This window comes from Streptococcus viridans, assembly GCF_900636365.1.
GTDB lineage: Bacteria > Bacillota > Bacilli > Lactobacillales > Streptococcaceae > Streptococcus > Streptococcus viridans_A.
Genome location: NZ_LR134266.1, coordinates 485,388 through 506,945 on the forward strand (window position 1 = coordinate 485,388; position 21,558 = coordinate 506,945).

The 21,558-nt window shown below is 40.6% G+C and carries 14 protein-coding genes, 10 tRNA genes and 2 rRNA genes; 23 read left to right on the forward strand and 3 right to left on the reverse strand.

Annotation, left to right across the window (positions count from 1 at the left end; translation table 11 throughout):
- The first annotated feature begins 115 nt into the window (after positions 1–115).
- The 12 genes from EL081_RS02645 (at position 116) to EL081_RS02700 (ending at position 4,257) form a co-directional block, all read left to right on the forward strand.
- A 23S ribosomal RNA gene (locus EL081_RS02645) occupies positions 116–3,015 on the forward strand.
- 80 nt (positions 3,016–3,095) lie between these two features.
- Positions 3,096–3,211, forward strand: a 5S ribosomal RNA gene (rrf, locus tag EL081_RS02650).
- A gap of 131 nt (positions 3,212–3,342) precedes the next feature.
- A tRNA-Val gene (locus tag EL081_RS02655) sits at positions 3,343–3,415 on the forward strand.
- A gap of 2 nt (positions 3,416–3,417) precedes the next feature.
- Positions 3,418–3,490: transfer RNA gene (locus EL081_RS02660), tRNA-Asp, on the forward strand.
- A gap of 31 nt (positions 3,491–3,521) precedes the next feature.
- Positions 3,522–3,594: transfer RNA gene (locus EL081_RS02665), tRNA-Lys, on the forward strand.
- Between the two features lie 5 nt (positions 3,595–3,599).
- Positions 3,600–3,681 (forward strand) — tRNA-Leu (locus EL081_RS02670).
- Positions 3,682–3,698: 17 nt separating this feature from the next.
- A tRNA-Thr gene (locus EL081_RS02675) sits at positions 3,699–3,771 on the forward strand.
- Positions 3,772–3,794: 23 nt separating this feature from the next.
- Positions 3,795–3,866: transfer RNA gene (locus tag EL081_RS02680), tRNA-Gly, on the forward strand.
- 7 nt (positions 3,867–3,873) lie between these two features.
- Positions 3,874–3,959, forward strand: a tRNA-Leu gene (locus EL081_RS02685).
- A gap of 21 nt (positions 3,960–3,980) precedes the next feature.
- A tRNA-Arg gene (locus EL081_RS02690) sits at positions 3,981–4,054 on the forward strand.
- A 36-nt stretch (positions 4,055–4,090) separates the two neighbouring features.
- Positions 4,091–4,164 (forward strand) — tRNA-Arg (locus tag EL081_RS02695).
- A gap of 19 nt (positions 4,165–4,183) precedes the next feature.
- A tRNA-Pro gene (locus EL081_RS02700) sits at positions 4,184–4,257 on the forward strand.
- A gap of 69 nt (positions 4,258–4,326) precedes the next feature.
- Here EL081_RS02700 and EL081_RS02705 read toward each other — a convergent pair.
- The 3 genes from EL081_RS02705 to recX all read right to left on the reverse strand — a co-directional run bounded on the left by EL081_RS02705 (position 4,327) and on the right by recX (position 6,139).
- Positions 4,327–4,644 (reverse strand): DUF960 domain-containing protein, encoded by a 318-nt coding sequence (locus EL081_RS02705; RefSeq protein WP_048690403.1) that lies wholly within the window; start codon positions 4,642–4,644, stop codon positions 4,327–4,329.
- 99 nt (positions 4,645–4,743) lie between these two features.
- Positions 4,744–5,277: a nucleoside tri-diphosphate phosphatase gene (gene ntdP / locus EL081_RS02710; RefSeq protein ID WP_006596828.1), complete on the reverse strand. Its 534-nt coding sequence runs from the start codon at positions 5,275–5,277 to the stop codon at positions 4,744–4,746.
- A gap of 85 nt (positions 5,278–5,362) precedes the next feature.
- Positions 5,363–6,139: a recombination regulator RecX gene (gene recX / locus EL081_RS02715; protein WP_126403864.1), complete on the reverse strand. Its 777-nt coding sequence runs from the start codon at positions 6,137–6,139 to the stop codon at positions 5,363–5,365.
- Between the two features lie 158 nt (positions 6,140–6,297).
- Between recX and rlmD the strand changes: the two genes are divergently transcribed.
- From rlmD to EL081_RS02770, 11 genes are all read left to right on the forward strand, one after another.
- Positions 6,298–7,653, forward strand: coding sequence for a 23S rRNA (uracil(1939)-C(5))-methyltransferase RlmD (rlmD, locus tag EL081_RS02720; RefSeq protein ID WP_126403865.1), 1,356 nt, complete (start codon positions 6,298–6,300; stop codon positions 7,651–7,653).
- A gap of 132 nt (positions 7,654–7,785) precedes the next feature.
- Positions 7,786–8,019 carry a DUF1858 domain-containing protein gene (locus EL081_RS02725; protein WP_126403866.1) on the forward strand — a complete coding sequence of 78 codons (234 nt, stop codon included), beginning with the start codon at positions 7,786–7,788 and terminating at the stop codon, positions 8,017–8,019.
- Positions 8,019–9,365, forward strand: coding sequence for a DUF438 domain-containing protein (locus tag EL081_RS02730; RefSeq protein ID WP_126403867.1), 1,347 nt, complete (start codon positions 8,019–8,021; stop codon positions 9,363–9,365). The genes EL081_RS02725 and EL081_RS02730 overlap by 1 nt, the downstream gene beginning before the upstream one ends.
- 2 nt (positions 9,366–9,367) lie before the next feature.
- Positions 9,368–9,622 carry a DUF1912 family protein gene (locus EL081_RS02735; protein WP_126403868.1) on the forward strand — a complete coding sequence of 85 codons (255 nt, stop codon included), beginning with the start codon at positions 9,368–9,370 and terminating at the stop codon, positions 9,620–9,622.
- A 181-nt stretch (positions 9,623–9,803) separates the two neighbouring features.
- Positions 9,804–10,151 carry a helix-hairpin-helix domain-containing protein gene (locus EL081_RS02740; protein WP_126403869.1) on the forward strand — a complete coding sequence of 116 codons (348 nt, stop codon included), beginning with the start codon at positions 9,804–9,806 and terminating at the stop codon, positions 10,149–10,151.
- 379 nt (positions 10,152–10,530) lie between these two features.
- Positions 10,531–11,109: a flavin reductase family protein gene (locus EL081_RS02745; RefSeq protein WP_126403870.1), complete on the forward strand. Its 579-nt coding sequence runs from the start codon at positions 10,531–10,533 to the stop codon at positions 11,107–11,109.
- Complete coding sequence (locus EL081_RS02750; protein WP_126403871.1) at positions 11,096–11,662, forward strand: GNAT family N-acetyltransferase; 567 nt, start codon at positions 11,096–11,098, stop codon at positions 11,660–11,662. Before EL081_RS02745 ends, EL081_RS02750 begins: the two co-directional genes overlap by 14 nt.
- Before the next feature lie 668 nt (positions 11,663–12,330).
- Positions 12,331–12,858, forward strand: a complete 528-nt coding sequence (locus EL081_RS02755; RefSeq protein ID WP_126403872.1) for a hypothetical protein — start codon at positions 12,331–12,333, stop codon at positions 12,856–12,858.
- Positions 12,859–13,030: 172 nt separating this feature from the next.
- Complete coding sequence (locus tag EL081_RS02760) at positions 13,031–15,682, forward strand: valine--tRNA ligase (protein WP_126403873.1); 2,652 nt, start codon at positions 13,031–13,033, stop codon at positions 15,680–15,682.
- Positions 15,683–15,757: 75 nt separating this feature from the next.
- A complete protein-coding gene (locus EL081_RS02765) occupies positions 15,758–20,233 on the forward strand; it encodes a hypothetical protein (protein WP_126403874.1) in 4,476 nt (1,491 codons plus the stop codon).
- Positions 20,234–20,311: 78 nt separating this feature from the next.
- Positions 20,312–21,532 (forward strand): DNA cytosine methyltransferase, encoded by a 1,221-nt coding sequence (locus tag EL081_RS02770; RefSeq protein ID WP_126403875.1) that lies wholly within the window; start codon positions 20,312–20,314, stop codon positions 21,530–21,532.
- Positions 21,533–21,558 lie beyond the last annotated feature (26 nt).

The window sequence follows — 21,558 nt, forward strand, 5'->3', positions numbered from 1 at the left end:
ACCAAGGATGAACATTGAAAATTGAATATCTATATCAAATAGTAACAAGAAAATAAACCGAAAACGCTGTGAATATTTAATGAGTTTTCTAATTTTGAAAAAATTAGGTTAATAAGGTTAAGTTAATAAGGGCGCACGGTGGATGCCTTGGCACTAGGAGCCGAAGAAGGACGTGACAAACGACGAAATGCCTCGGGGAGCTGTAAGTAAGCTTAGATCCGGGGGTGTCCGAATGGGGGAACCCAGCAGGTGATACCTGTTACCCATATCTGTTAAGGATATGAGGAGGAAGACGCAGTGAACTGAAACATCTAAGTAGCTGCAGGAAGAGAAAGCAAAAGCGATTGCCTTAGTAGCGGCGAGCGAAACGGCAGGAGGGCAAACCGAAGAGTTTACTCTTCGGGGTTGTAGGACTGCGATGTGGACTTAAAGATTATAGAAGAACTACCTGGGAAGGTAGGCCAAAGAGAGTAACAGCCTCGTATTTAAAATAGTCTTTATACCTAGCAGTATCCTGAGTACGGCGAGACACGTGGAATCTCGTCGGAATCTGGGAGGACCATCTCCCAACCCTAAATACTCCCTAGTGACCGATAGTGAACCAGTACCGTGAGGGAAAGGTGAAAAGCACCCCGGGAGGGGAGTGAAATAGAACCTGAAACCGTGTGCCTACAACAAGTTCGAGCCCGTTAATGGGTGAGAGCGTGCCTTTTGTAGAATGAACCGGCGAGTTACGATATGATGCGAGGTTAAGTTGAAGAGACGGAGCCGCAGGGAAACCGAGTCTGAATAGGGCGCTTTAGTATTATGTCGTAGACCCGAAACCATGTGACCTACCCATGAGCAGGTTGAAGGTGCGGTAAAACGCACTGGAGGACCGAACCAGGGCACGTTGAAAAGTGCTTGGATGACTTGTGGGTAGCGGAGAAATTCCAAACGAACTTGGAGATAGCTGGTTCTCTCCGAAATAGCTTTAGGGCTAGCGTCGACATTAAGATTCTTGGAGGTAGAGCACTGTTTGGGTGAGGGGTCCATCCCGGATTACCAATCTCAGATAAACTCCGAATGCCAATGAATTATGGTCGGCAGTCAGACTGCGAGTGCTAAGATCCGTAGTCGAAAGGGAAACAGCCCAGACCACCAGCTAAGGTCCCAAAATAATTGTTAAGTGGAAAAGGATGTGGGGTTGCACAGACAACTAGGATGTTAGCTTAGAAGCAGCTATTCATTCAAAGAGTGCGTAATAGCTCACTAGTCGAGTGACCCTGCGCCGAAAATGTACCGGGGCTAAAACAATTTACCGAAGCTGTGGATACCTTTAATGGTATGGTAGGAGAGCGTTCTATGTGTGAAGAAGGTATACCGTGAGGAGTGCTGGAACGCATAGAAGTGAGAATGCCGGTATGAGTAGCGAAAGACAGGTGAGAATCCTGTCCACCGTAAGACTAAGGTTTCCAGGGGAAGGCTCGTCCGCCCTGGGTTAGTCGGGACCTAAGGAGAGACCGAAAGGTGTATCCGATGGACAACAGGTTGATATTCCTGTACTAGAGTATGTAGTGATGGAGGGACGCAGTAGGCTAACTAAAGCGTGCGATTGGAAGTGCACGTCTAAGCAGTGAGGTGTGAATTGAGTTAAATGCTTAGTTCTATAACATTGAGCTGTGATGGGGAGCGAAGTTTAGTAGCGAAGTTAGTGATGTCACACTGCCAAGAAAAGCTTCTAGCGTTTAAACATACTCTACCCGTACCGCAAACCGACACAGGTAGTCGAGGCGAGTAGCCTCAGGTGAGCGAGAGAACTCTCGTTAAGGAACTCGGCAAAATGACCCCGTAACTTCGGGAGAAGGGGTGCTGACTTAGGTCAGCCGCAGTGAATAGGCCCAAGCAACTGTTTATCAAAAACACAGCTCTCTGCTAAATCGTAAGATGATGTATAGGGGGTGACGCCTGCCCGGTGCTGGAAGGTTAAGAGGAGTGCTTAGCGTAAGCGAAGGTATGAATTGAAGCCCCAGTAAACGGCGGCCGTAACTATAACGGTCCTAAGGTAGCGAAATTCCTTGTCGGGTAAGTTCCGACCCGCACGAAAGGCGTAATGATTTGGGCACTGTCTCAACGAGAGACTCGGTGAAATTTTAGTACCTGTGAAGATGCAGGTTACCCGCGACAGGACGGAAAGACCCCATGGAGCTTTACTGCAGTTTGATATTGAGTGTCTGTGCCACATGTACAGGATAGGTAGGAGCCATAGAGATCGGGACGCCAGTTTCGATGGAGGCGATGTTGGGATACTACCCTTGTGTTATGGCCACTCTAACCCGGATAGGTGATCCCTATCGGAGACAGTGTCTGACGGGCAGTTTGACTGGGGCGGTCGCCTCCTAAAAGGTAACGGAGGCGCCCAAAGGTTCCCTCAGAATGGTTGGAAATCATTCGCAGAGTGTAAAGGTATAAGGGAGCTTGACTGCGAGAGCTACAACTCGAGCAGGGACGAAAGTCGGGCTTAGTGATCCGGTGGTTCCGTATGGAAGGGCCATCGCTCAACGGATAAAAGCTACCCTGGGGATAACAGGCTTATCTCCCCCAAGAGTTCACATCGACGGGGAGGTTTGGCACCTCGATGTCGGCTCGTCGCATCCTGGGGCTGTAGTCGGTCCCAAGGGTTGGGCTGTTCGCCCATTAAAGCGGCACGCGAGCTGGGTTCAGAACGTCGTGAGACAGTTCGGTCCCTATCCGTCGCGGGCGTAGGAAATTTGAGAGGATCTGCTCCTAGTACGAGAGGACCAGAGTGGACTTACCGCTGGTGTACCAGTTGTCTCGCCAGAGGCATCGCTGGGTAGCTATGTAGGGAAGGGATAAACGCTGAAAGCATCTAAGTGTGAAACCCACCTCAAGATGAGATTTCCCATAACAATATGTTAGTAAGAGCCCTGAGAGAAGATCAGGTAGATAGGTTAGGAGTGGAAGTTGTGTGAGCAATGGAGCGGACTAATACTAATAGCTCGAGGACTTATCCAAAAAGTAACTGAGGATATTTACAGCTGGTTAGATTTTTGTTAGAATATAGGTATTCAATTTTGAATGTTCATCATTCAGAGTTAAGTGACGATAGCCTAGGAGATACACCTGTACCCATGCCGAACACAGAAGTTAAGCCCTAGAACGCCGGAAGTAGTTGGGGGTTGCCCCCTGTGAGATATGGTAGTCGCTTAGCAAGGTTGAGTCTAGAGGAATCTAGGCTCATTTGGGAGTTTAGCTTAGTTGGAATTGAGAGGAAATCGAAATTCCAATCGGCGGATAAGAGAAACGCAGTTTCTCACCGTTGGCTGAGTTAAACGACCATATGGGAGTTTAGCTCAGCTGGGAGAGCATCTGCCTTACAAGCAGAGGGTCAGCGGTTCGATCCCGTTAACTCCCATAGGTCCCGTAGTGTAGCGGTTATCACGTCGCCCTGTCACGGCGAAGATCGCGGGTTCGATTCCCGTCGGGACCGTAGAAACGTAGTTTCTAGCAGATAATGATACGACTCGTTAGCTCAGTTGGTAGAGCAATTGACTTTTAATCAATGGGTCACTGGTTCGAGCCCAGTACGGGTCATTATAGCGGGTTTGGCGGAATTGGCAGACGCACCAGATTTAGGATCTGGCGCTTTACGGCGTGGGGGTTCAAGTCCCTTAACCCGCATAAAAGAATAATAATGAGCCGGCTTAGCTCAGTTGGTAGAGCATCTGATTTGTAATCAGAGGGTCGCGTGTTCAAGTCATGTAGCCGGCATTTTTTTATATAAAGAAACAGATGCGAACGTAGTTCAGTGGTAGAACACCACCTTGCCAAGGTGGGGGTCGCGGGTTCGAATCCCGTCGTTCGCTTGAGGAGGCCGGGGTGGCGGAACTGGCAGACGCACAGGACTTAAAATCCTGCGATTGGTAACGATCGTACCGGTTCGATTCCGGTCCTCGGCATAGACTTAGGTTGGAGAAGAAGCACCCTTAGCTCAACTGGATAGAGTACCTGACTACGAATCAGGCGGTTAGAGGTTCGACTCCTCTAGGGTGCATGGTCGCAAGACTATGTAAGAATTGAATAAGAACGAGCACCCTTAGCTCAACTGGATAGAGTACCTGACTACGAATCAGGCGGTTAGAGGTTCGACTCCTCTAGGGTGCATAAAGCGTAAGCTTTAGTTCGGGAAGTAGCTCAGCTTGGTAGAGTACTTGGTTTGGGACCAAGGTGTCGCAGGTTCGAATCCTGTCTTCCCGATACTGTAGAAAGGTCGTGTGACCTTTTTTATTTTGTTATAACAAAAAAAGGCCATCAGGCCTTTTTTCATTATAATAGTTGGTATTCGTCAATTAGCATGATGGTTTCTCGTCCTTTGTTATCAACGATTCTGACTTGTCTCGGGTAGTAAGGGTCGAAAGGAATAAGGAAATCAACAGCGATTTCTAAGGGGAAGTCTTTTTGACTGAAGCGCAGGGTTGTTTTTCCTTTGCGATTGATCAGTTCAAATTTTAAAACAGAATTTAAGGGGTAAACATGTTTGAGATAGTTATCAATGACATACCAGAAACTATCGATAATATCATCTGGTAAGCTGGTCATGACTCCAAAACTTGCATAGCGACCTCTTGTATTTGTAAACGCCATAGTGTCTCCCTTCCTATTTTTATTAAGTACATAGTACTTGTTTTACTTGGATATTGCAAGTATTAAGTTCGAAAAAAAGAGCTTTCGCTCTTTCCAACTTTATTTATTTCGCAGTTCAACATAACGGTTGTACCAAATTTTAATGTATTCCTCAGAGAATGGACCTAACTGGTTGTTAATCCAGTCTACAAGGATTTTGACATTTTCTTTTAGGATAAAGTCAATGTCATCTGAATAGTTCATTTTGCGTTTGTGCTGTTCATATTCTTCTACGTCCAGCAGTTTCTTATCACCATCTGGGAAGACTTTGACATCAAGATCATAATCTATATACTTTAGTGCTTCTTGGTCCATATAATATGGACTGGCAAGATTACAATAATAGGATACTTCATTATCTCGTATCATAGCGATGATATTGAACCAGTACTTCTTATGAAAGTAGACAATCGCTGGCTCTCTTGTAATCCATCTTCTACCATCGCTCTCTGTGACGAGAGTATGATCATTGACGCCGATAAGTGCGTTTTCCGTAGTTTTTAGTACCATGGTGTCCCGCCAAGTTCGGTGGAGACTTCCATCATGTTTATAACTTTGAATTGTAATAAAGTCGCCTTCTTTAGGTAGTTTCATAACTTACCAACTTTCTACAATCTAAGTACATCCTCTATATTGTATCATATTTTCATGAAAATAAGGGATTTTTATGTATTTTTATTTAAAGGAATTCTCGAAGAGCTGTAGAAATGTCTGAGTAGTCATACCCTTTGCGAGCAAGAGCTTGGGTGAGGCGTTGTTTGAGTTCGTAGCCCTCATATTTGCGTGAGTATTTCTGATGCTGTTTTTCTAGTTCCTTCATAATCAGGTCGAGAGTTTGTTCTTCATCTTGCTCGATGTCTAATTGGTGATAGGCGTGCTTAGCAACTTCATAACTAAAGCCTTTATTGATGAGAGTTTGTGTGATTTTATCTTTTAAGGCTCTTGGTGGAAGTTTTTTAACGTATTGCTTAGCTAGTTTTTGGGAAGTTCGTTGAGCTACTTCGGAAAAATCAAATTCTGAGGTGACCTGATCAATATAGTGGGAAGAGACACCTTTTTGAATGAGCTTTTGTTTGAGGAGATAGGGTCCCTTGTCACCTGAGAGGTGATTGGATTGAAAGATGGCACGAGTATAGGCCAAGTCATCGATCCATTTGTCTTCTTTTAGGGTGTTCATGACGGTTTCAATGGTAGATTCGTCAATTTCATGCTTGGCTAAGTAGTCGCGAACTTCGCAGCCTGTACGGGCTTTAAAGGAAAGGTGGTAGAGAGCTAAATTTTTAGCATGGGAGAGCTGGGCATAGGTTTGAATTTCCTTGAGTTCTTCCTGGCTAATTTCCTTGTCTCGTGAGAGCATGAAACGGACGATGGTGTCTTCTGTAATGTAGAGGGATTGGGCTTGATCCAGCTCTAGAAGGTAGAGACGTTTTTTCTTTTCTAATTTGGTGATTTTCATAGGATTCCTGTTTCGTTTGAGTTTTATTGCAGTATATAATCAGTCTTTCTCTCTATATTATTCGTATTCTTATTGAGAAATGGCCTGTAATTCCTTGTTTTTCTTTTCAATTTTATCATATTCTAAACGAATGAGAAACTACATGGTATAATAGACATATGAATCTAAAAGTTAAACAAAGAATTCCCTTAAAAATCAAGCGAATGGGAATTAATGGAGAAGGGATTGGTTTTTACAAGAAGACCTTGGTCTTTGTGCCTGGGGCCTTAAAGGGTGAAGATGTCTTTTGCCAAATTACTGCGATTCGGAAGAACTTTGCAGAAGCCAAGCTCTTGTCCGTCAACAAGGCTTCCAAGTATCGGGTAACGCCAACCTGTGATATTTACGAGACCTGTGGGGGCTGCCAGATCATGCATCTGAAGTATAGTAAGCAGTTGGAGTTCAAAACGGACTTGATGCAGCAGGCCTTGAAGAAATATGCTCCTACCGGCTATGAAAATTATCTAATCCATCCGACGCTTGGGATGGAAAAATCTCAGTATTATCGGGCTAAACTCCAATTTCAGACGCGTAAATTTAAGGGGAAGGTCAAGGCTGGTTTATACGCCCAAAATTCCCATTATTTGGTGGAATTAAGGGACTGTCTGGTCCAGGATCCGGTCATTCAGGAAATCGCCAATCATGTAGCGGAGTTATTGACCTACTACCAGATTCCGATTTCAGATGATCGGAAGCAATTGGGAGTTCGAACCATCATGGTGCGTCGGGCTCGTAAGACTGGACAGGTCCAAATGATTGTGGTGACGAGTCGGCAACTCAATTTAACAGACTTAGTCGCGGATTTGGTAGAAAAACACCCTGAAATTGTGACGGTGGCAGTCAATCTGAATACCTCCAAATCTAGCGAGATCTATGGAGAGAAGACGCAGATTATTTGGGGGCAGGAGACTATCCGAGAAGGGGTCTTGGATTATGAATTTTCCTTGTCTCCTCGGGCCTTTTACCAGTTAAATCCTGAGCAGACCGAAGTCCTCTATAGTGAAGCTGTCAAGGCCTTGGATGTGTCACCAGAGGACCATTTGATTGATGCCTACTGCGGGGTTGGGACCATTGGTTTTGCCTTTGCGGACAAGGTCAAGAGTGTCCGGGGAATGGACATTATCCCTGAAGCGATTGAGGATGCCAAATACAATGCGAAGCAGATGGGATTTGATAATACCCATTATGAAGCTGGGACGGCTGAGGAAATCATCCCTCGTTGGTACAAAGAAGGTTATCGAGCAGATGCAGTCATTGTGGATCCACCTCGGACAGGGTTGGGAGTTCAATTGATTGACACCTTGTTGCGCTATGCCCCTCAAAAGATGGTCTACGTTTCTTGTAATGTTTCCACCCTAGCGCGAGACCTCGTGGATTTGACCAAGGTCTATGATGTCGTCTACATCCAGTCTGTGGATATGTTTCCCCATACAGCTCGGACAGAGGCTGTGGTGAAATTGGTCAAGAAAGCTTAATAGAACAGGGATTAACAATGGATATTTGGCAAATCATGTATGAAAAGGCCAATCAGAGGACTGAGAATCTCTCCCAGGAGGAGTCTTAGTTTCCCAGGAGCTCAGATGAGAGAAGAAATGTGAGAGTGAGAAATGGATAATAAAATTGATGTATCGATTCCAGTTGCTCAAGTCATTGATCAACATCCGGAAGTATTGGATTTGTTGGTGGAATTGGGCTTTAAACCCTTAGCCAATCCAATCATGCGCAATACAGTTGGGCGCAAGGTTTCCTTAAAACAAGGATCAAAATTAGAAGGCACGCCTATGGAGAAGATTGTGCGAACGATAGAGGCCAATGGCTATGAAGTAGTGGGGCTAGACTAATGAGTGATGAACGAATTCATGTTTTGAGAGACATCTTATTAGAGCTACATCATGGAGCTTCTCCTGAGTCGGTCCAAGAGCGCTTTGATGCGACCTTTAGCGGGGTGTCTGCGATTGAGATTTCCCTCATGGAGCATGAACTGATGAACTCCGATGCAGGCATCACCTTTGAGGATGTCATGGAGCTGTGCGATGTCCATGCTAATCTCTTTAAGAACGCTGTACAAGGAGTCGAAGTGGCAGATACAGACCATCCAGGTCACCCGGTTCAAATATTTAAACAGGAGAACCTGGCCCTTCGGGCTGCTATGATGCGGGTCCGTCGCTTGCTGGATAATTATGAGACGACGGAGGATCCTGAGATGATCCAGGAGATTCAGAAAGGCTTGTTACGTCAGCTAGGCTTGGTGGGTCAGTTTGATCGGCATTACCGTCGCAAGGAAGAGTTGATGTTTCCCATTATGGAGCGCTATGGGCATGATTCTCCTCCTAAAGTCATGTGGGGAGTGGATGACCAGATTCGAGAACTCTTTGCGAGAGCTTTGGATGCAGCCAAGGAATTACCAGATTCTAGTATTTCTGAAGTCAAAGAGCGCTTTGAAGCCTTTGCGCAAGAGTTTGAGGCTATGATCTTCAAGGAAGAGTCCATCCTCTTGATGATTTTACTGGAGGCCTTTACTCAGGATGATTGGCTATCTATCGCAGAAGAAAGTGATGCCTATGGTTATGCCATTATCATTCCGAGTGAGAAATGGGTGCCGAAACGTGTGGACTTCAAGGAAGAAGGACCAATAGAGACAGAAGGTTCAGGTGAAGCCCTTCCTTCTTCAAATGGAAGCGAGCAACGTCAGGTCATTGAGACTCCTGAGGGACAACTGACCATTACCTTCAGGCCTAAGAAAAAGGAAGAGAGTTTCGATCGCCAACAGCAACAAGCTTTTGGGCATGGCTTTCTCTCTGTGGAGCAGGCCAACTTGATCTTGAACCATCTACCGATGGAGATCACCTTTGTCAATAAGGATGATATTTTCCAATATTACAATGATGCAGCGCCTTTTGAGGAGATGATCTTCAAACGGACGCCGTCGCAGGTAGGACGCAATGTCGAATTGTGTCACCCTCCGAAATACTTGGAGAAGGTCAAAGCCATCATGCAGGGGCTTCGAGAAGGGAAAAAAGAAAAGTACGAAATGTGGTTCAAATCAGAATCACGTGGGAAATTTGTCCATGTGACCTATGCAGCAGTGCGCGATGAAGCGGGAGAATTTCAAGGTGTCTTGGAATATGTCCAGGATATCCAACCCTATCGGGAGATCGATAGTGAATTTTATAGAGGATTGGAGTAAGAATGAGCTACGAAAAAGAATTTATGAAAGAATTTGAGGCTTGGATCAAGACCCAGGTCATGATCAATGAGATGGCCCTGACAGAAAGCAAGAAGGTCTATGAAGAGGATCAGGACAAGAGGGCCAAGGAGGCTATGATCCGCTATGAGAGTCGCTTGGATGCCTATCAATTCCTTCAAGGGAAGTTTGCTAACTACCACGAGGGGAAAGGTTTCCACGATCTTCCAGATGGCTTGTTTGGAGAGAGAACCTATTAAAGGCTCTCTGTGAAGGCCTTTGACTGGCTGGATTTGGCTGAAAATAGTGCAATGACTTGATTTTTCGAGGGATTGTGTTACAATAAAAAAGTTGAACAGACGTCAACGAATTATCGAAAGTAATATTGGTGATGAAACCTTGTTGCCTTAGGGATTGATCACTGGATACGTAGGAGGAAAAATGGCAAAGAAGAACGTTAACCGTGCGAAACAATACAAACATCAAAATAGACATCTTTTGAAAAAAGCTGTCGCAACTGTAGCAGCAGCTGTTAAAGAAGCACCTAAGAAGGTTGAGAAAGTAGCAAAAGCAGTGGCGAAAGAAGTGAAACAAGCAGCTTCTTCAGTGGAAGAATTTGCTGCAAGCTTGGAAGGTGTAGCCCTTGATCGTGCGCAAACATTCTATGATGAAGGTATTCGCTCTGTTGCGGACTTCGCAAACTGGACAGAAAAAGAGTTGTTGGCCCTTAAAGGAATCGGCCCAGCAACCATCAAAAAATTGCAAGAGCTTGGAGTCAAGTTCAAATAATTGCTTTTGTGATTTCTTGCTATTTCCAGGAAAACTTGATAAAATGAACTTGTTAGAGGTGTTTTGAATCCCACATTTTACAGAAAGTGGCGGTGCTGAGAAGTCCACAAATGTGTCAAAACTGGTAGCTAATGGATGAAATTAAAAAATGAAATATAAATGTTTTTGTTTCCTTTTAGGGCTAGGCAGCGAGTTGCAGGCTGTACTTAAGTACGCCAAAACGAGCTAACGACGTCGTAAAAGAGAAACAAGAAGATTAAAGTTGCGGGCAACAGCCCGAAATTGGGTGGTACCGCGGATAAACACATTCGTCCCTGTCAGATTGATGACAGGGGCGATTTTTCTTTTACCCCCCTAGCCCTAGCTGAAGGAGCTTGTCATGAAACAATCTTTTAAAACCAGCAAACTCTACTATGGTTTTCCGATTTTCATCTTGGGGTATCAGGACCTGAACTTTGGGCACAATATCACGACCTGTAGTTCCTCTTATAGCCTTGGAGATTGGCTCGTCATCGGAGTTGGTGCTGAGGAAAATGCAGCTGACCAGATTAAGCATTATCAACAGTTCAGCGTGAACATCCCTGATGAAAACTTTATGCTTGAGATGGAGCAGGCTGGCTTTATCAGCCATCGGGAGAAATTGAAACACCTGGGGCTTGACTATGAGATTTCTGAACTGACCCAGGCACCGATTTTGGAGGCCTGTCCAGTCGCATTGGATTGCCAGGTAGATCGGATTATCGAGGAAGATGGCATCTGTCATATCTTTGCCAAGATTCTCGAGCGACTGGCTGACCCAGAACTCTTGGATGACAAAGGGCATTTTATAAATGACCGTTTTGCGCCGACTTACTTTATGGGGGACGGCCATCAGCGCGTTTACCGTTATCTAGATAACCGAGTCGATCCCATGGGGAGCTTTATCAAGAAAGCGAGGAAAAAGAATGACAAGAGCTGAACTGCCAGAACGAATCGAAACGGAGCGCTTGATCTTACGAGTCCGTACCGTTGCGGATGCCGAGGATATCCATGCTTATGCTAGTCTTCCAGAAGTCTCTTACCCCGCAGGTTTTCCACCCGTCAAGACCTTGGAAGATGAGATTTATTACCTAGAACATATTCTTCCTGAACGCAATCAAAAGGAAAATCTCCCAGCAGGCTACGGCATTGTGGTCAAAGGGACGGATAAAGTCATTGGCTCTGTTGATTTCAACCATCGCCACGAAGACGATGTGTTGGAGATTGGATATACCTTGCACCCAGACTATTGGGGCCGAGGTTATGTGCCTGAAGCAGCGCGTGTTTTGATTGGTTTAGCTTTTAAAGAACTGGAGCTTCATAAGATAGAATTGTCTTGCTTTGGCTACAATCTCCAAAGTCAACGAGTCGCTGAGAAGCTTGGTTTCACCCTTGAAGCTCGCATAAGAGACCGCAAGGATGCCCAAGGAAACCGCTGTGACGATTTGAGATATGGCTTGCTGAAGAGTGAGTGGGAAGGTAGAAGTTGCTAGTTGAACTGTTTAGAATTTATGAATAGTTGGGATTTATTGAAGAATTTTGAAAGTGAGGTGAGAAAAAATTGGGGACAAGTCAGGTTATTACTCTACTCAGTGGAGCTGGTATAGGAGCTGTCTTGAGTGCAATTTTAGTTTTTGTCTCTAATAATAAGTCACGAAGTTTAGACTATATGAGCGAGGAACACCTTTATTATCGAAACAACTTAAGGACAATTATAAAAGAGTTGTATTCGTTTAATGATCTTCAAAAACCATTGAATGAACTAAAGTTGTTATTGGATGCAAAAGGAAAGCGAGTAAGAAAGGTTGGTGATTATTCAACTTATTTAAAAGATGGTCATATTTAGATACTGATCAATAAGATTGAGAGTGAACTAAAGAATAATGGCAAAGTGCCTAAGGAGTTAATTAATAAATTAATTTCTTATTCGGAATTACTATTAGATTATGAATTGAGTTCCAGTAGAAAAAAAGTAAGATATAAAGTCTTTGAAACGTTTGTTTTTATATCTTTAGTGTTGGGTACTGTGCTATCAGTAATTTGGTTTATTAAACCCAATTGGAGCGATGTGAATGGAAATATTGTTTCACATTGGATACCGTTAATATGTATAGGCTTGTGTTTAACTTCATTTTTCATATTCTATTTTTTAAGAGATTCTGTGAGATTGTCTTTTAGAAATGGAAATTCATTTCTTATAATCTTATTTATAATCTTTTATTTACTACCATTTTTTGGAATTATTCAACGCTATAATGAGAATGCTATCGAAGCACTCTCTAATATATATTTCCTAGAAAATATTAATAAGGATAAGTTTATCTTTATTATTCGTGGAGCGTTATTTATTTTAGAAATATTATTCTTGATATTTAGTATAGACGATGAAAAAAGCCAATACATAGAGGAAATTAGAGCTGTGGAAAACGCTGATATTTTTGAGAATCTGGTGAAAATTAATAATGCAATTGATAATAAAGATGATTCATCTAGTATTTGGGGAAATTACTATATTAGTTGCTTTCAAAAGTCTTTAGCTAAAAAAGATCCAATAAAACTGGAGGAAATGATACTCGAAGAGAAATGGGAAGATATTATAAGAGATATACAAAAGGAAAACTTATGGAAAAAGAGCTTGTACAAAAAGGAGATTACTTATTTAGAGAAATACTTAAAAGATAAAAAGTAATTTTTGAAATTATAGTTTTAGAAGAGATTTCATATCATTTTCAAAAAGTTTTTAACTGTTTAGGATTACTTTAAATCTAAAGTTATCAATTTACATGACCGTTCAAAAAAATTTAGTTGCTAATTTTTAAACAATTATAATCATATAACGTAAATAAAGAAAGGACACACACATGTCTAAAGAACTTTCACCTAAATACAATCCAGCCGAGGTTGAGGCTGGTCGTTACCAAAAATGGCTTGATGCGGATGTTTTCAAGCCTTCAGGCGATCAAAAGGCTAAGCCTTATTCAATCGTGATTCCACCTCCAAACGTTACAGGTAAACTTCACCTTGGTCACGCTTGGGATACAACTTTGCAAGATATCATTATCCGTCAAAAACGCATGCAAGGTTTCGACACGCTCTGGCTTCCAGGGATGGACCACGCTGGGATTGCGACTCAGGCTAAGGTTGAGGAACGCTTGCGTGGTGAGGGCATTACGCGTTATGACCTCGGTCGTGAGAAATTCCTCGAGAAAGTCTGGGAATGGAAAGACGAATATGCCACTACTATCAAGGAACAATGGGGCAAGATGGGCCTCTCTGTAGACTACTCTCGTGAGCGTTTCACTCTTGACGAAGGTTTGTCGAAAGCCGTTCGCAAGGTCTTTGTGGACCTTTACAAGAAAGGCTGGATCTACCGTGGTGAATTTATCATCAACTGGGACCCAGCAGCCCGCACAGCCCTTTCTGATATTGAGGTAATCCACAAGGACGTCGAAGGTGCCTTCTACCACATGAACTACATGCTAGAAGACGGCTCACGCGCCCTTGAAGTGGCGACTACTCGTCCGGAGACTATGTTTGGGGACGTTGCCGTTGCGGTCAATCCAGAAGACCCACGCTACAAGGACTTGATTGGTAAACATGTCGTTCTTCCAATCGCTAATAAATTGATTCCAATCGTTGGGGACGAGCACGCAGACCCTGAATTTGGTACAGGTGTCGTGAAAATCACGCCTGCCCACGATCCAAACGACTTCTTGGTTGGTCAACGCCATAACTTGCCACAAGTTAACGTCATGAACGACGACGGAACCATGAATGACTTGGCCTTCGAATTTGCAGGCATGGATCGTTTTGAAGCTCGTAAGGCAGTTGTTGCTAAGTTGGAAGAAATCGGTGCCCTTGTTAAAATCGAAAAACGCGTCCACAGTGTTGGTCACTCAGAGCGTACAGGTGTAGTGGTTGAACCACGCTTGTCTACGCAGTGGTTCGTGAAGATGGACCAATTAGCTAAAAATGCCATTGCCAATCAAGATACAGATGATAAGGTAGAATTCTACCCACCTCGTTTCAACGATACCTTCCTCCAATGGATGGAAAATGTCCACGACTGGGTTATCTCTCGCCAGCTCTGGTGGGGTCACCAAATCCCTGCTTGGTACAATGCTGAGGGTGAAATGTACGTCGGCGAAGAAGCTCCTGAAGGTGACGGATGGACTCAAGACGAAGATGTCTTGGATACTTGGTTCAGTTCTGCCCTTTGGCCATTCTCAACCATGGGCTGGCCGGATGTCGACTCAGAAGACTTCAAACGTTACTTCCCAACTTCAACCTTGGTTACTGGTTACGACATCATCTTCTTCTGGGTGTCTCGTATGATCTTCCAATCCTTGGAATTCACTGGCCGTCAGCCATTCCAAAACGTTCTTATCCACGGTCTTATCCGTGACGAGCAAGGACGTAAGATGTCTAAATCTCTCGGAAACGGGATTGACCCAATGGATGTTATTGAGAAATACGGTGCTGATGCCCTTCGCTGGTTCCTTTCAAACGGTTCTGCACCAGGTCAAGACGTGCGCTTCTCTTACGAGAAAATGGATGCTTCATGGAACTTCATCAACAAGATCTGGAACATCTCTCGCTACATCCTCATGAACAATGAAGGTTTGACCCTTGAGCAAGCAACTGCCAATGTCGAAAAAGTGGTCAACAAGGAAGCTGGAAATGTCACAGACCGCTGGATTCTTCACAACCTCAACGAAACAATCGGAAAAGTCACTGAAAACTTTGATAAATTTGAGTTTGGTGTGGCTGGTCACATCCTCTACAACTTCATCTGGGACGAGTTTGCGGACTGGTACGTTGAGTTGACCAAGGAAGTCCTTTATAGCGATAACGAAGAAGAGAAAGTCATCACACGTTCTGTTCTCCTTTACACCTTGGACAAGATCCTTCGTCTCCTTCACCCAATCATGCCATTCGTAACAGAGGAAATTTTTGGACAAATCTCAGAAGGTTCTATCGTTACAGCAGAATACCCAACTGTCAACCCAGCCTTTGAAGACCTTGCAGCTCACACTGGCGTGGAAAGCCTCAAAGACTTGATCCGTGCTGTTCGTAATGCGCGTGCGGAAGTGAACGTAGCTCCAAGCAAGCCTATCACCATCCTTGTTAAGACAAGCGATAGCGACTTGGAAGCCTTCTTTAACAGCAATGTCAACTACATCAAACGCTTCACAAATCCAGAACACCTGGAGATCGCATCAAACATCCCTGCACCTGAACTCGCTATGTCAAGCGTCATCACAGGAGCAGAAATCTACTTGCCTCTCGCAGACCTCCTCAATGTCGAAGAAGAACTCGCTCGTCTCGACAAGGAACTGGCTAAATGGCAAAAAGAACTGGATATGGTTGGTAAGAAGCTCTCTAACGAACGTTTCGTAGCCAATGCCAAACCAGAAGTCGTCCAAAAAGAACGCGACAAACAAGCCGACTACCAAGCCAAATACGACGCGACAGTCGCACGTATTGATGAGATGAAGAAACTCGTGAAATAAACATAGAAACACGGCGGAATGCCGTGTTTTTTTGGTATAATGAAATCAAATATACATTGAAAGAGGGGTAAATTTATGCCTTATGAAGTAGGAGGGAGAGCGGATAAACAAGGCAATAAATATGAATTTAATTGGATTATTTTAAAATTTATTGATATTATCTCAGAAAAAATTGATGCTATAAAAATTGAACCAATTGGTCCCGAAGGAGAGTGTGTAGATGTTTTGGTACGATATAAAAATGGGAGTACTGAAGCACAGCAATGTAAAGGAAGAAATGCCAGTAAAGAAAGTTGGTCTCTTGCAGATTTAAATCAAAAGGGAATTCTTAATAGTTGGAGAAGACATTTAGAAAGAGACTCAAAAGTAAAGGTTGCACTAGTTAGTCCACTGCCGTTTACAAGTTTCTCAGATTTGATTTATAGGGCTAAAACTAATGATGATGTTCGGTATTTTATTGAATATCAGGTTGAAACATCTTCAGTAATTAGCAACCTATTAAATAATTATATTAATTATTTAGGATTTTCTAAGGAAAATGATATTGTAAAAATTAGAAATTTTTTAAGTAGAACGGTGATTAGACAAGAGCCATCTCCAGAAAATGAAGAATTTATTAAAGATAAGGTTAGTCAATATTTTATTGGTGATGCTACTAGCATAAAGTCAAAATTCATTAATTTAATTTTACAAGGTGAAATTTATGGAAGATGGCTTTCATTTCAGGATTTAGAGAAATTTATTAAAAATGAGAAAATTGAATTCAGAAATTTAGCACGTGATGATAGGATAATGCCTAGAATACATATTTTAAATGATGAGTATAAAAATAGCTTTAAAACATTGGATTCGGGTCTAAAAATTCGCACACAATTTGATGAATGTAAGAAATATATTCAAGAAGGAAAGTCAATTATCATTCACGGTAAAGCTGGGAATGGTAAAAGCGGTTTAACAGAAAATATTATTGATTGGTGTAATAAAAGTAATATTTTACACTTAGATTTAAAACTAGATTGTTATATTCCTGAGGGTACGGCACAAGGATGGGGGGAGAAATTAGGATTTCCTGCTAGCATTAGTTATTGTTTGAACGCTTTTTCTAAAGAGAATAATGTTGTTCTTATATTAGATCAACTAGATGCGTTAAGATGGACAGCAAGAAATTCTAAAATTTCACTTGCGACTTGTTTGGAGTTGATTCGAGAGATACGGAACCTCAATTTGGAAAGAGAGAATAAAATCTCAATTATTTTTGTTTGTAGAACTTATGATTTAGAAAATGATAGCGGAATTAAGGCGTTATTTGAAAATAAATCAAAAGATGATGCAGAGTCTTGGCATAAAGTTGAAGTTAATGAATTATTTGAAAATGAGGTTGAGGAAATTTTAGGGAGTAAATACCATAATTATCCAAACAGATTAAGACAGTTGTTGAGAACCCCGAGTAATCTTTATATTTGGGAACAAATTAATTACAAAGAAGAATACTATCAAATAAAAAATACTTATAACCTAGTTGATAAATGGTGGAGGGATTTATCAGAAAAATGCCAGGAAGCCGATTTAAGTGAAGATGATCTGAATAAATTAAAAGAAAAACTTGTCAATTTATTTGCTGATACAGGTAAAACCGTGTTTAGTAAGAGAAGAATAATAGGTAATGAGAAAGCTCTGCGATATTTAATTAGCCAAGGGATGTTAACAGAGCGTTCCAACAAAGTTTCTTTTGTTCATCAGTCATTCTTAGATTGTTTTGTTGCAGAGCAAATGATTCTTGATTACTACGATAATTATGACGATATAAATGAAATTATTGGAGATAAAACTCAACAGAATCCAACAAGACGTTATCAATTTCAAATTTTTCTTCAATCATTATTAGAAGAATCAGAAAAAGATTTTTTAGATTTTGGAACTAAATTAATAAAGAGTAATAATGTCAGGTTTAATTTCAAATATGTTTTCTTTGAAATCTTAGGAAGTATTCAAGAACCATCTAAAAAGATTTTAAATTATATAGCAGATCTGATTCAAGATATAAATTATAGAAATTATTTATGCCAAACGGTAATTAGTGGTCATCCTGCATATGTTAATTTTTTAGTAAAAAAGAATGTGTTGCAAAAATTTTTAGATATCAATAAAGCATTAGTAATTAACTTATTAAGCAGTATTTCTCCATATTATACAACTGAAACTACTCAATTTATAAGAAATGCTATAAAAATTTCTGATGATAAGCACGAATGGCGTAGTTGTTTTTATAGTGACTATAATAATGATTCTGAAAACTTTTTTAATTTAAGATTACATTATTGGAGTGATTTTATTGAAAATATAGAATTCTATGATGATTACTATAAAAATTTAAATTATTATAAAATTAAAGTGATTTGCTTATTACTTGATAAATTTCAAGACTCTGATAATAGCAATAGATTTTATAATGAATCAAAGAATTTCGATGAAAACTCCCATAATTACATAGATAAAAATTGTATACAAATCGTCCAAATATTATTACCTTATCTTAGAAAGTATTCCGAGAATAATTCAACTAAATACAATCTAGCCTTGAAAGAACGCGATAGCTTACAAAGATATTACCTTCATTTATTAAATGAAGCAAATAAATGTTTAATTTCGAAACATCCTGAGATTTTTTTGAAAACTTATAGTAATTATATGGGAAAAGGTGATTATCTCTATAATGAAGTTATTTTAGATGCTTTGCATAATTTACCAGAGAGTTATTCTGATAATTGTATCGAATACTTATTGATTGATTTTAATAAAACACTCTTTGAAAAATCCCAAGGTTATGAAGAAAAATTGATTTTAGCCAAACGATTGATTTCTAAGGTCTCAAAAAGATGTTCATTAGAAATGTACCATAAACTTGAAGAACAAATTATTCATTATGTATCACCTGAGGCTAAACAAAGACTAGCAAGGAGAATTGAAACAAATAAATCTCAAAATGATTATAGGGTTTATTGGCCATTTTGGGGAGATTTTCAGTATAGATTGCTATCAGTTTTACCGAAAAACAGAATGAGTAAAGAAGCTATCGAATTACTAAAGGTATTAGAACGATCTAATAGTTTTTCTGATTCTTTTTATGGCTCACATTGTGGAAGTGTAGTATCTCCGCTACAAGGAAAGGATATTTCTGCTAAATCTTGGAGAAATATTCTCATCAGTTCAAAAGGTGAGACTAAATGTAGATGGGATAGTGAGAGGCACATATTTATTGAGTCTTCTCCCAGAGAATTAGCTAGGGATTTTAGAAATGCTGTTTCTAAAAATCCTAAAGAATACGTTTCTTTATTTTTAAACTTATCGTCCAATCATAAAATTAATGAACATTATATAGATGGTCTACTAGGTGGAATTGTAGACTTAGAAAAAATTCCAGATCCTGTTTTAAGTGACCTTGAATTCATACTATTAAATTTTGTAAATGAAGATAATTGGGAGAATCTTTATTATTTTTTCCGAGTCATAGAGGAACACGCAAATATGGGATGGTCCGATGAAGTTTTTGGAAAGCTTAATTATTATCTTAAGAAAACTGATTTAGATGTTCTTGATAAATTTAACGAGAATCAAACTCTGGAAAATTATTTACAACAGTCATACTCAACTTTAAGAGGTCATGGAATACACGCTTTGACAAAACTAATAGAAAATTCACCAACAAACATTTCGTACTTCAAAAATACTATTATTTCACTTGCTAATGATAAGACTGACTACGTACGCTTAAATACTATTTTTCTTCTGTATATAATTTTAGATTTAGATAAAGATTTTGCTAGAGAGTTATTTAGAGGGATTTTTACGGATGAAAAGATGATAATTCATTGGTATAGTAACTACATTTTGTTTAGACTATACGAAGATGAAAAAGAACAAATTCAATCTTTATTGCAATTAGCTTTCGATTCAAAAGATACATTACTTGTAAAAAATGCCTCATTTCTGATTACAGAAATTTACTTAAATAAAGGAGAAATGGAATCATCTGTTTATAGTGGAAGTGCACTTCAAGCAGAAGGTATTTGCCAGATGGCAATAAATTATTTAAAGGTAAAGAACCATGAAGAGAAATCAAAGAAGATTATACTTCATTATTTAAGTGAGAATATTACAAATTTAGAAAAAATTTTACCTCAGTTATTCAGGGATGGTTTGTTGGATATTAAAGAAGATAGAGATTTAATACTTAAACTACTAACTTCAGAATATAAAGATAAGTTATATTATTATTTTTTAGAATCTCTTGAAAAACAAGTATCGATTTCAGATTATACAACCATCATTTTTGAAACAGTGTCTAATATTGTGAGCAAAAACAATAAATTGAAATTGGAAACATATTATTATAGACGAATAGAAGAATATCTTTCTAGGTTAATGATACAGCTTTATGATGAACACAAAGGCGATGATGTTGCTGATAAGTGTTTAGATATTATTGATCAAATGTTTGAAAATGAGTTTGGTAGCTCGCGAATTCTAATCGAAGAATTGATGAATAAATAAAAAATGCTGAATCTCTGTTCTCAATAAATTATTCATGTTATACTAGAAAAGTCAATATTTTAGAAAGCAGGTTACTACATGACAAATTCTGTAAGTTCGAACCGACCTGAGAAGTACAACATTGCAGCTTTCTTCTCAGGTGTTGGGGGAATTGAGTTGGGTTTTGAACAGACCAACGAGTTCAGAGTGGTGTATGCCAATGAATTTGATAAGTATGCGCGTCAGACTTATCGTTTAAATTATCCAAATACGCATTTGGATAGTCGTGATATTCATGCGGTGCAACCGGAAGATATTCCGGCTGAGCACGTGGATGTAATTATGGGAGGATTCCCTTGCCAGGCCTTTAGTATTGCGGGTTACCGCAAGGGCTTTGATGATGATCGTGGGGATCTTTTCTTTGAGTTGCTTCGCATGATTGAAGGGCGTAAACCTCGAGCTATCTTCATCGAAAACGTCAAAAATATGGTCGGTCATGACCATGGCAATACCTTCAAGGTTATTCGTGAAGCCTTGACGGAGAACAACTACTTCATCAAGTGGAAGGTTCTCAACGGGAAAGACTACGGAAATATCCCACAAAACCGTGAGCGGATTTACATTGTTGGTTTTGATACTAAAGAAGCCTACGATTTGTTTGAATTCCCTGAGGAAATCAAGCTGACTACGACTTTGGGCGATGTCATTGATTTTGGTGCTAAGACAGATGAGGCCTACTATTATCGAGAAGGCAAGCAGAATTTCTACGCTGACCTCAAGGCTAATGTGACCAGTCAAGATACGGTCTACCAGTGGCGTCGTCAATATGTTCGTGAGAATAAAAACGGTGTTGTTCCAACCCTAACAGCCAATATGGGAACAGGCGGGCACAATGTCCCGTTGATCCTGACTGACAGCGGGGAGATTCGTAAGTTAACACCGAAGGAAACTTTTAATGTACAAGGTTATCCAAAGACCTTTAAGTTACCTGAGGGTGTTTCCAATGGTCAACTTTATAAACAAGCTGGAAATAGTGTGGTTGTGCCTGTGATTAAACGCATTGCAGAGCGGATTGCTTTTGCCCTTAATGAGAGCAATGGGCCGTCTCAACTGGAACGCTCCGGAAAATTCGCGATTATCTATACCAAGATGAATGGCCAGTTTGAAGGCCAGTCTTATGTGAAAGACTTTGTCTCCACTTATGAGGAAGCAGAGCAGAAGATTGCCTCTTATGAGGATGGTCTTGCTGTTTTATCAGATGAAGATTATTTCAGATTGGTAAAAAAACGTGGAAATTTTGAATTTTACAGCATTATTTAACGAATTATATAAGTAAGGGGACTAGT

Excerpts from the sequence above, each read along its gene's own strand:
- EL081_RS02705 (WP_048690403.1), bottom strand. The coding sequence starts at position 4,644 with ATGGCGTTTACAAATACAAGAGGTCGCTATGCAAGTTTTGGAGTCATG.
- ntdP (WP_006596828.1), bottom strand. The coding sequence starts at position 5,277 with ATGAAACTACCTAAAGAAGGCGACTTTATTACAATTCAAAGTTATAAA.
- recX (WP_126403864.1), bottom strand. The coding sequence starts at position 6,139 with ATGAAAATCACCAAATTAGAAAAGAAAAAACGTCTCTACCTTCTAGAG.
- rlmD (WP_126403865.1), top strand. The coding sequence starts at position 6,298 with ATGAATCTAAAAGTTAAACAAAGAATTCCCTTAAAAATCAAGCGAATG.
- EL081_RS02725 (WP_126403866.1), top strand. The coding sequence starts at position 7,786 with ATGGATAATAAAATTGATGTATCGATTCCAGTTGCTCAAGTCATTGAT.
- EL081_RS02730 (WP_126403867.1), top strand. The coding sequence starts at position 8,019 with ATGAGTGATGAACGAATTCATGTTTTGAGAGACATCTTATTAGAGCTA.
- EL081_RS02735 (WP_126403868.1), top strand. The coding sequence starts at position 9,368 with ATGAGCTACGAAAAAGAATTTATGAAAGAATTTGAGGCTTGGATCAAG.
- EL081_RS02740 (WP_126403869.1), top strand. The coding sequence starts at position 9,804 with ATGGCAAAGAAGAACGTTAACCGTGCGAAACAATACAAACATCAAAAT.
- EL081_RS02745 (WP_126403870.1), top strand. The coding sequence starts at position 10,531 with ATGAAACAATCTTTTAAAACCAGCAAACTCTACTATGGTTTTCCGATT.
- EL081_RS02750 (WP_126403871.1), top strand. The coding sequence starts at position 11,096 with ATGACAAGAGCTGAACTGCCAGAACGAATCGAAACGGAGCGCTTGATC.
- EL081_RS02760 (WP_126403873.1), top strand. The coding sequence starts at position 13,031 with ATGTCTAAAGAACTTTCACCTAAATACAATCCAGCCGAGGTTGAGGCT.
- EL081_RS02765 (WP_126403874.1), top strand. The coding sequence starts at position 15,758 with ATGCCTTATGAAGTAGGAGGGAGAGCGGATAAACAAGGCAATAAATAT.
- EL081_RS02770 (WP_126403875.1), top strand. The coding sequence starts at position 20,312 with ATGACAAATTCTGTAAGTTCGAACCGACCTGAGAAGTACAACATTGCA.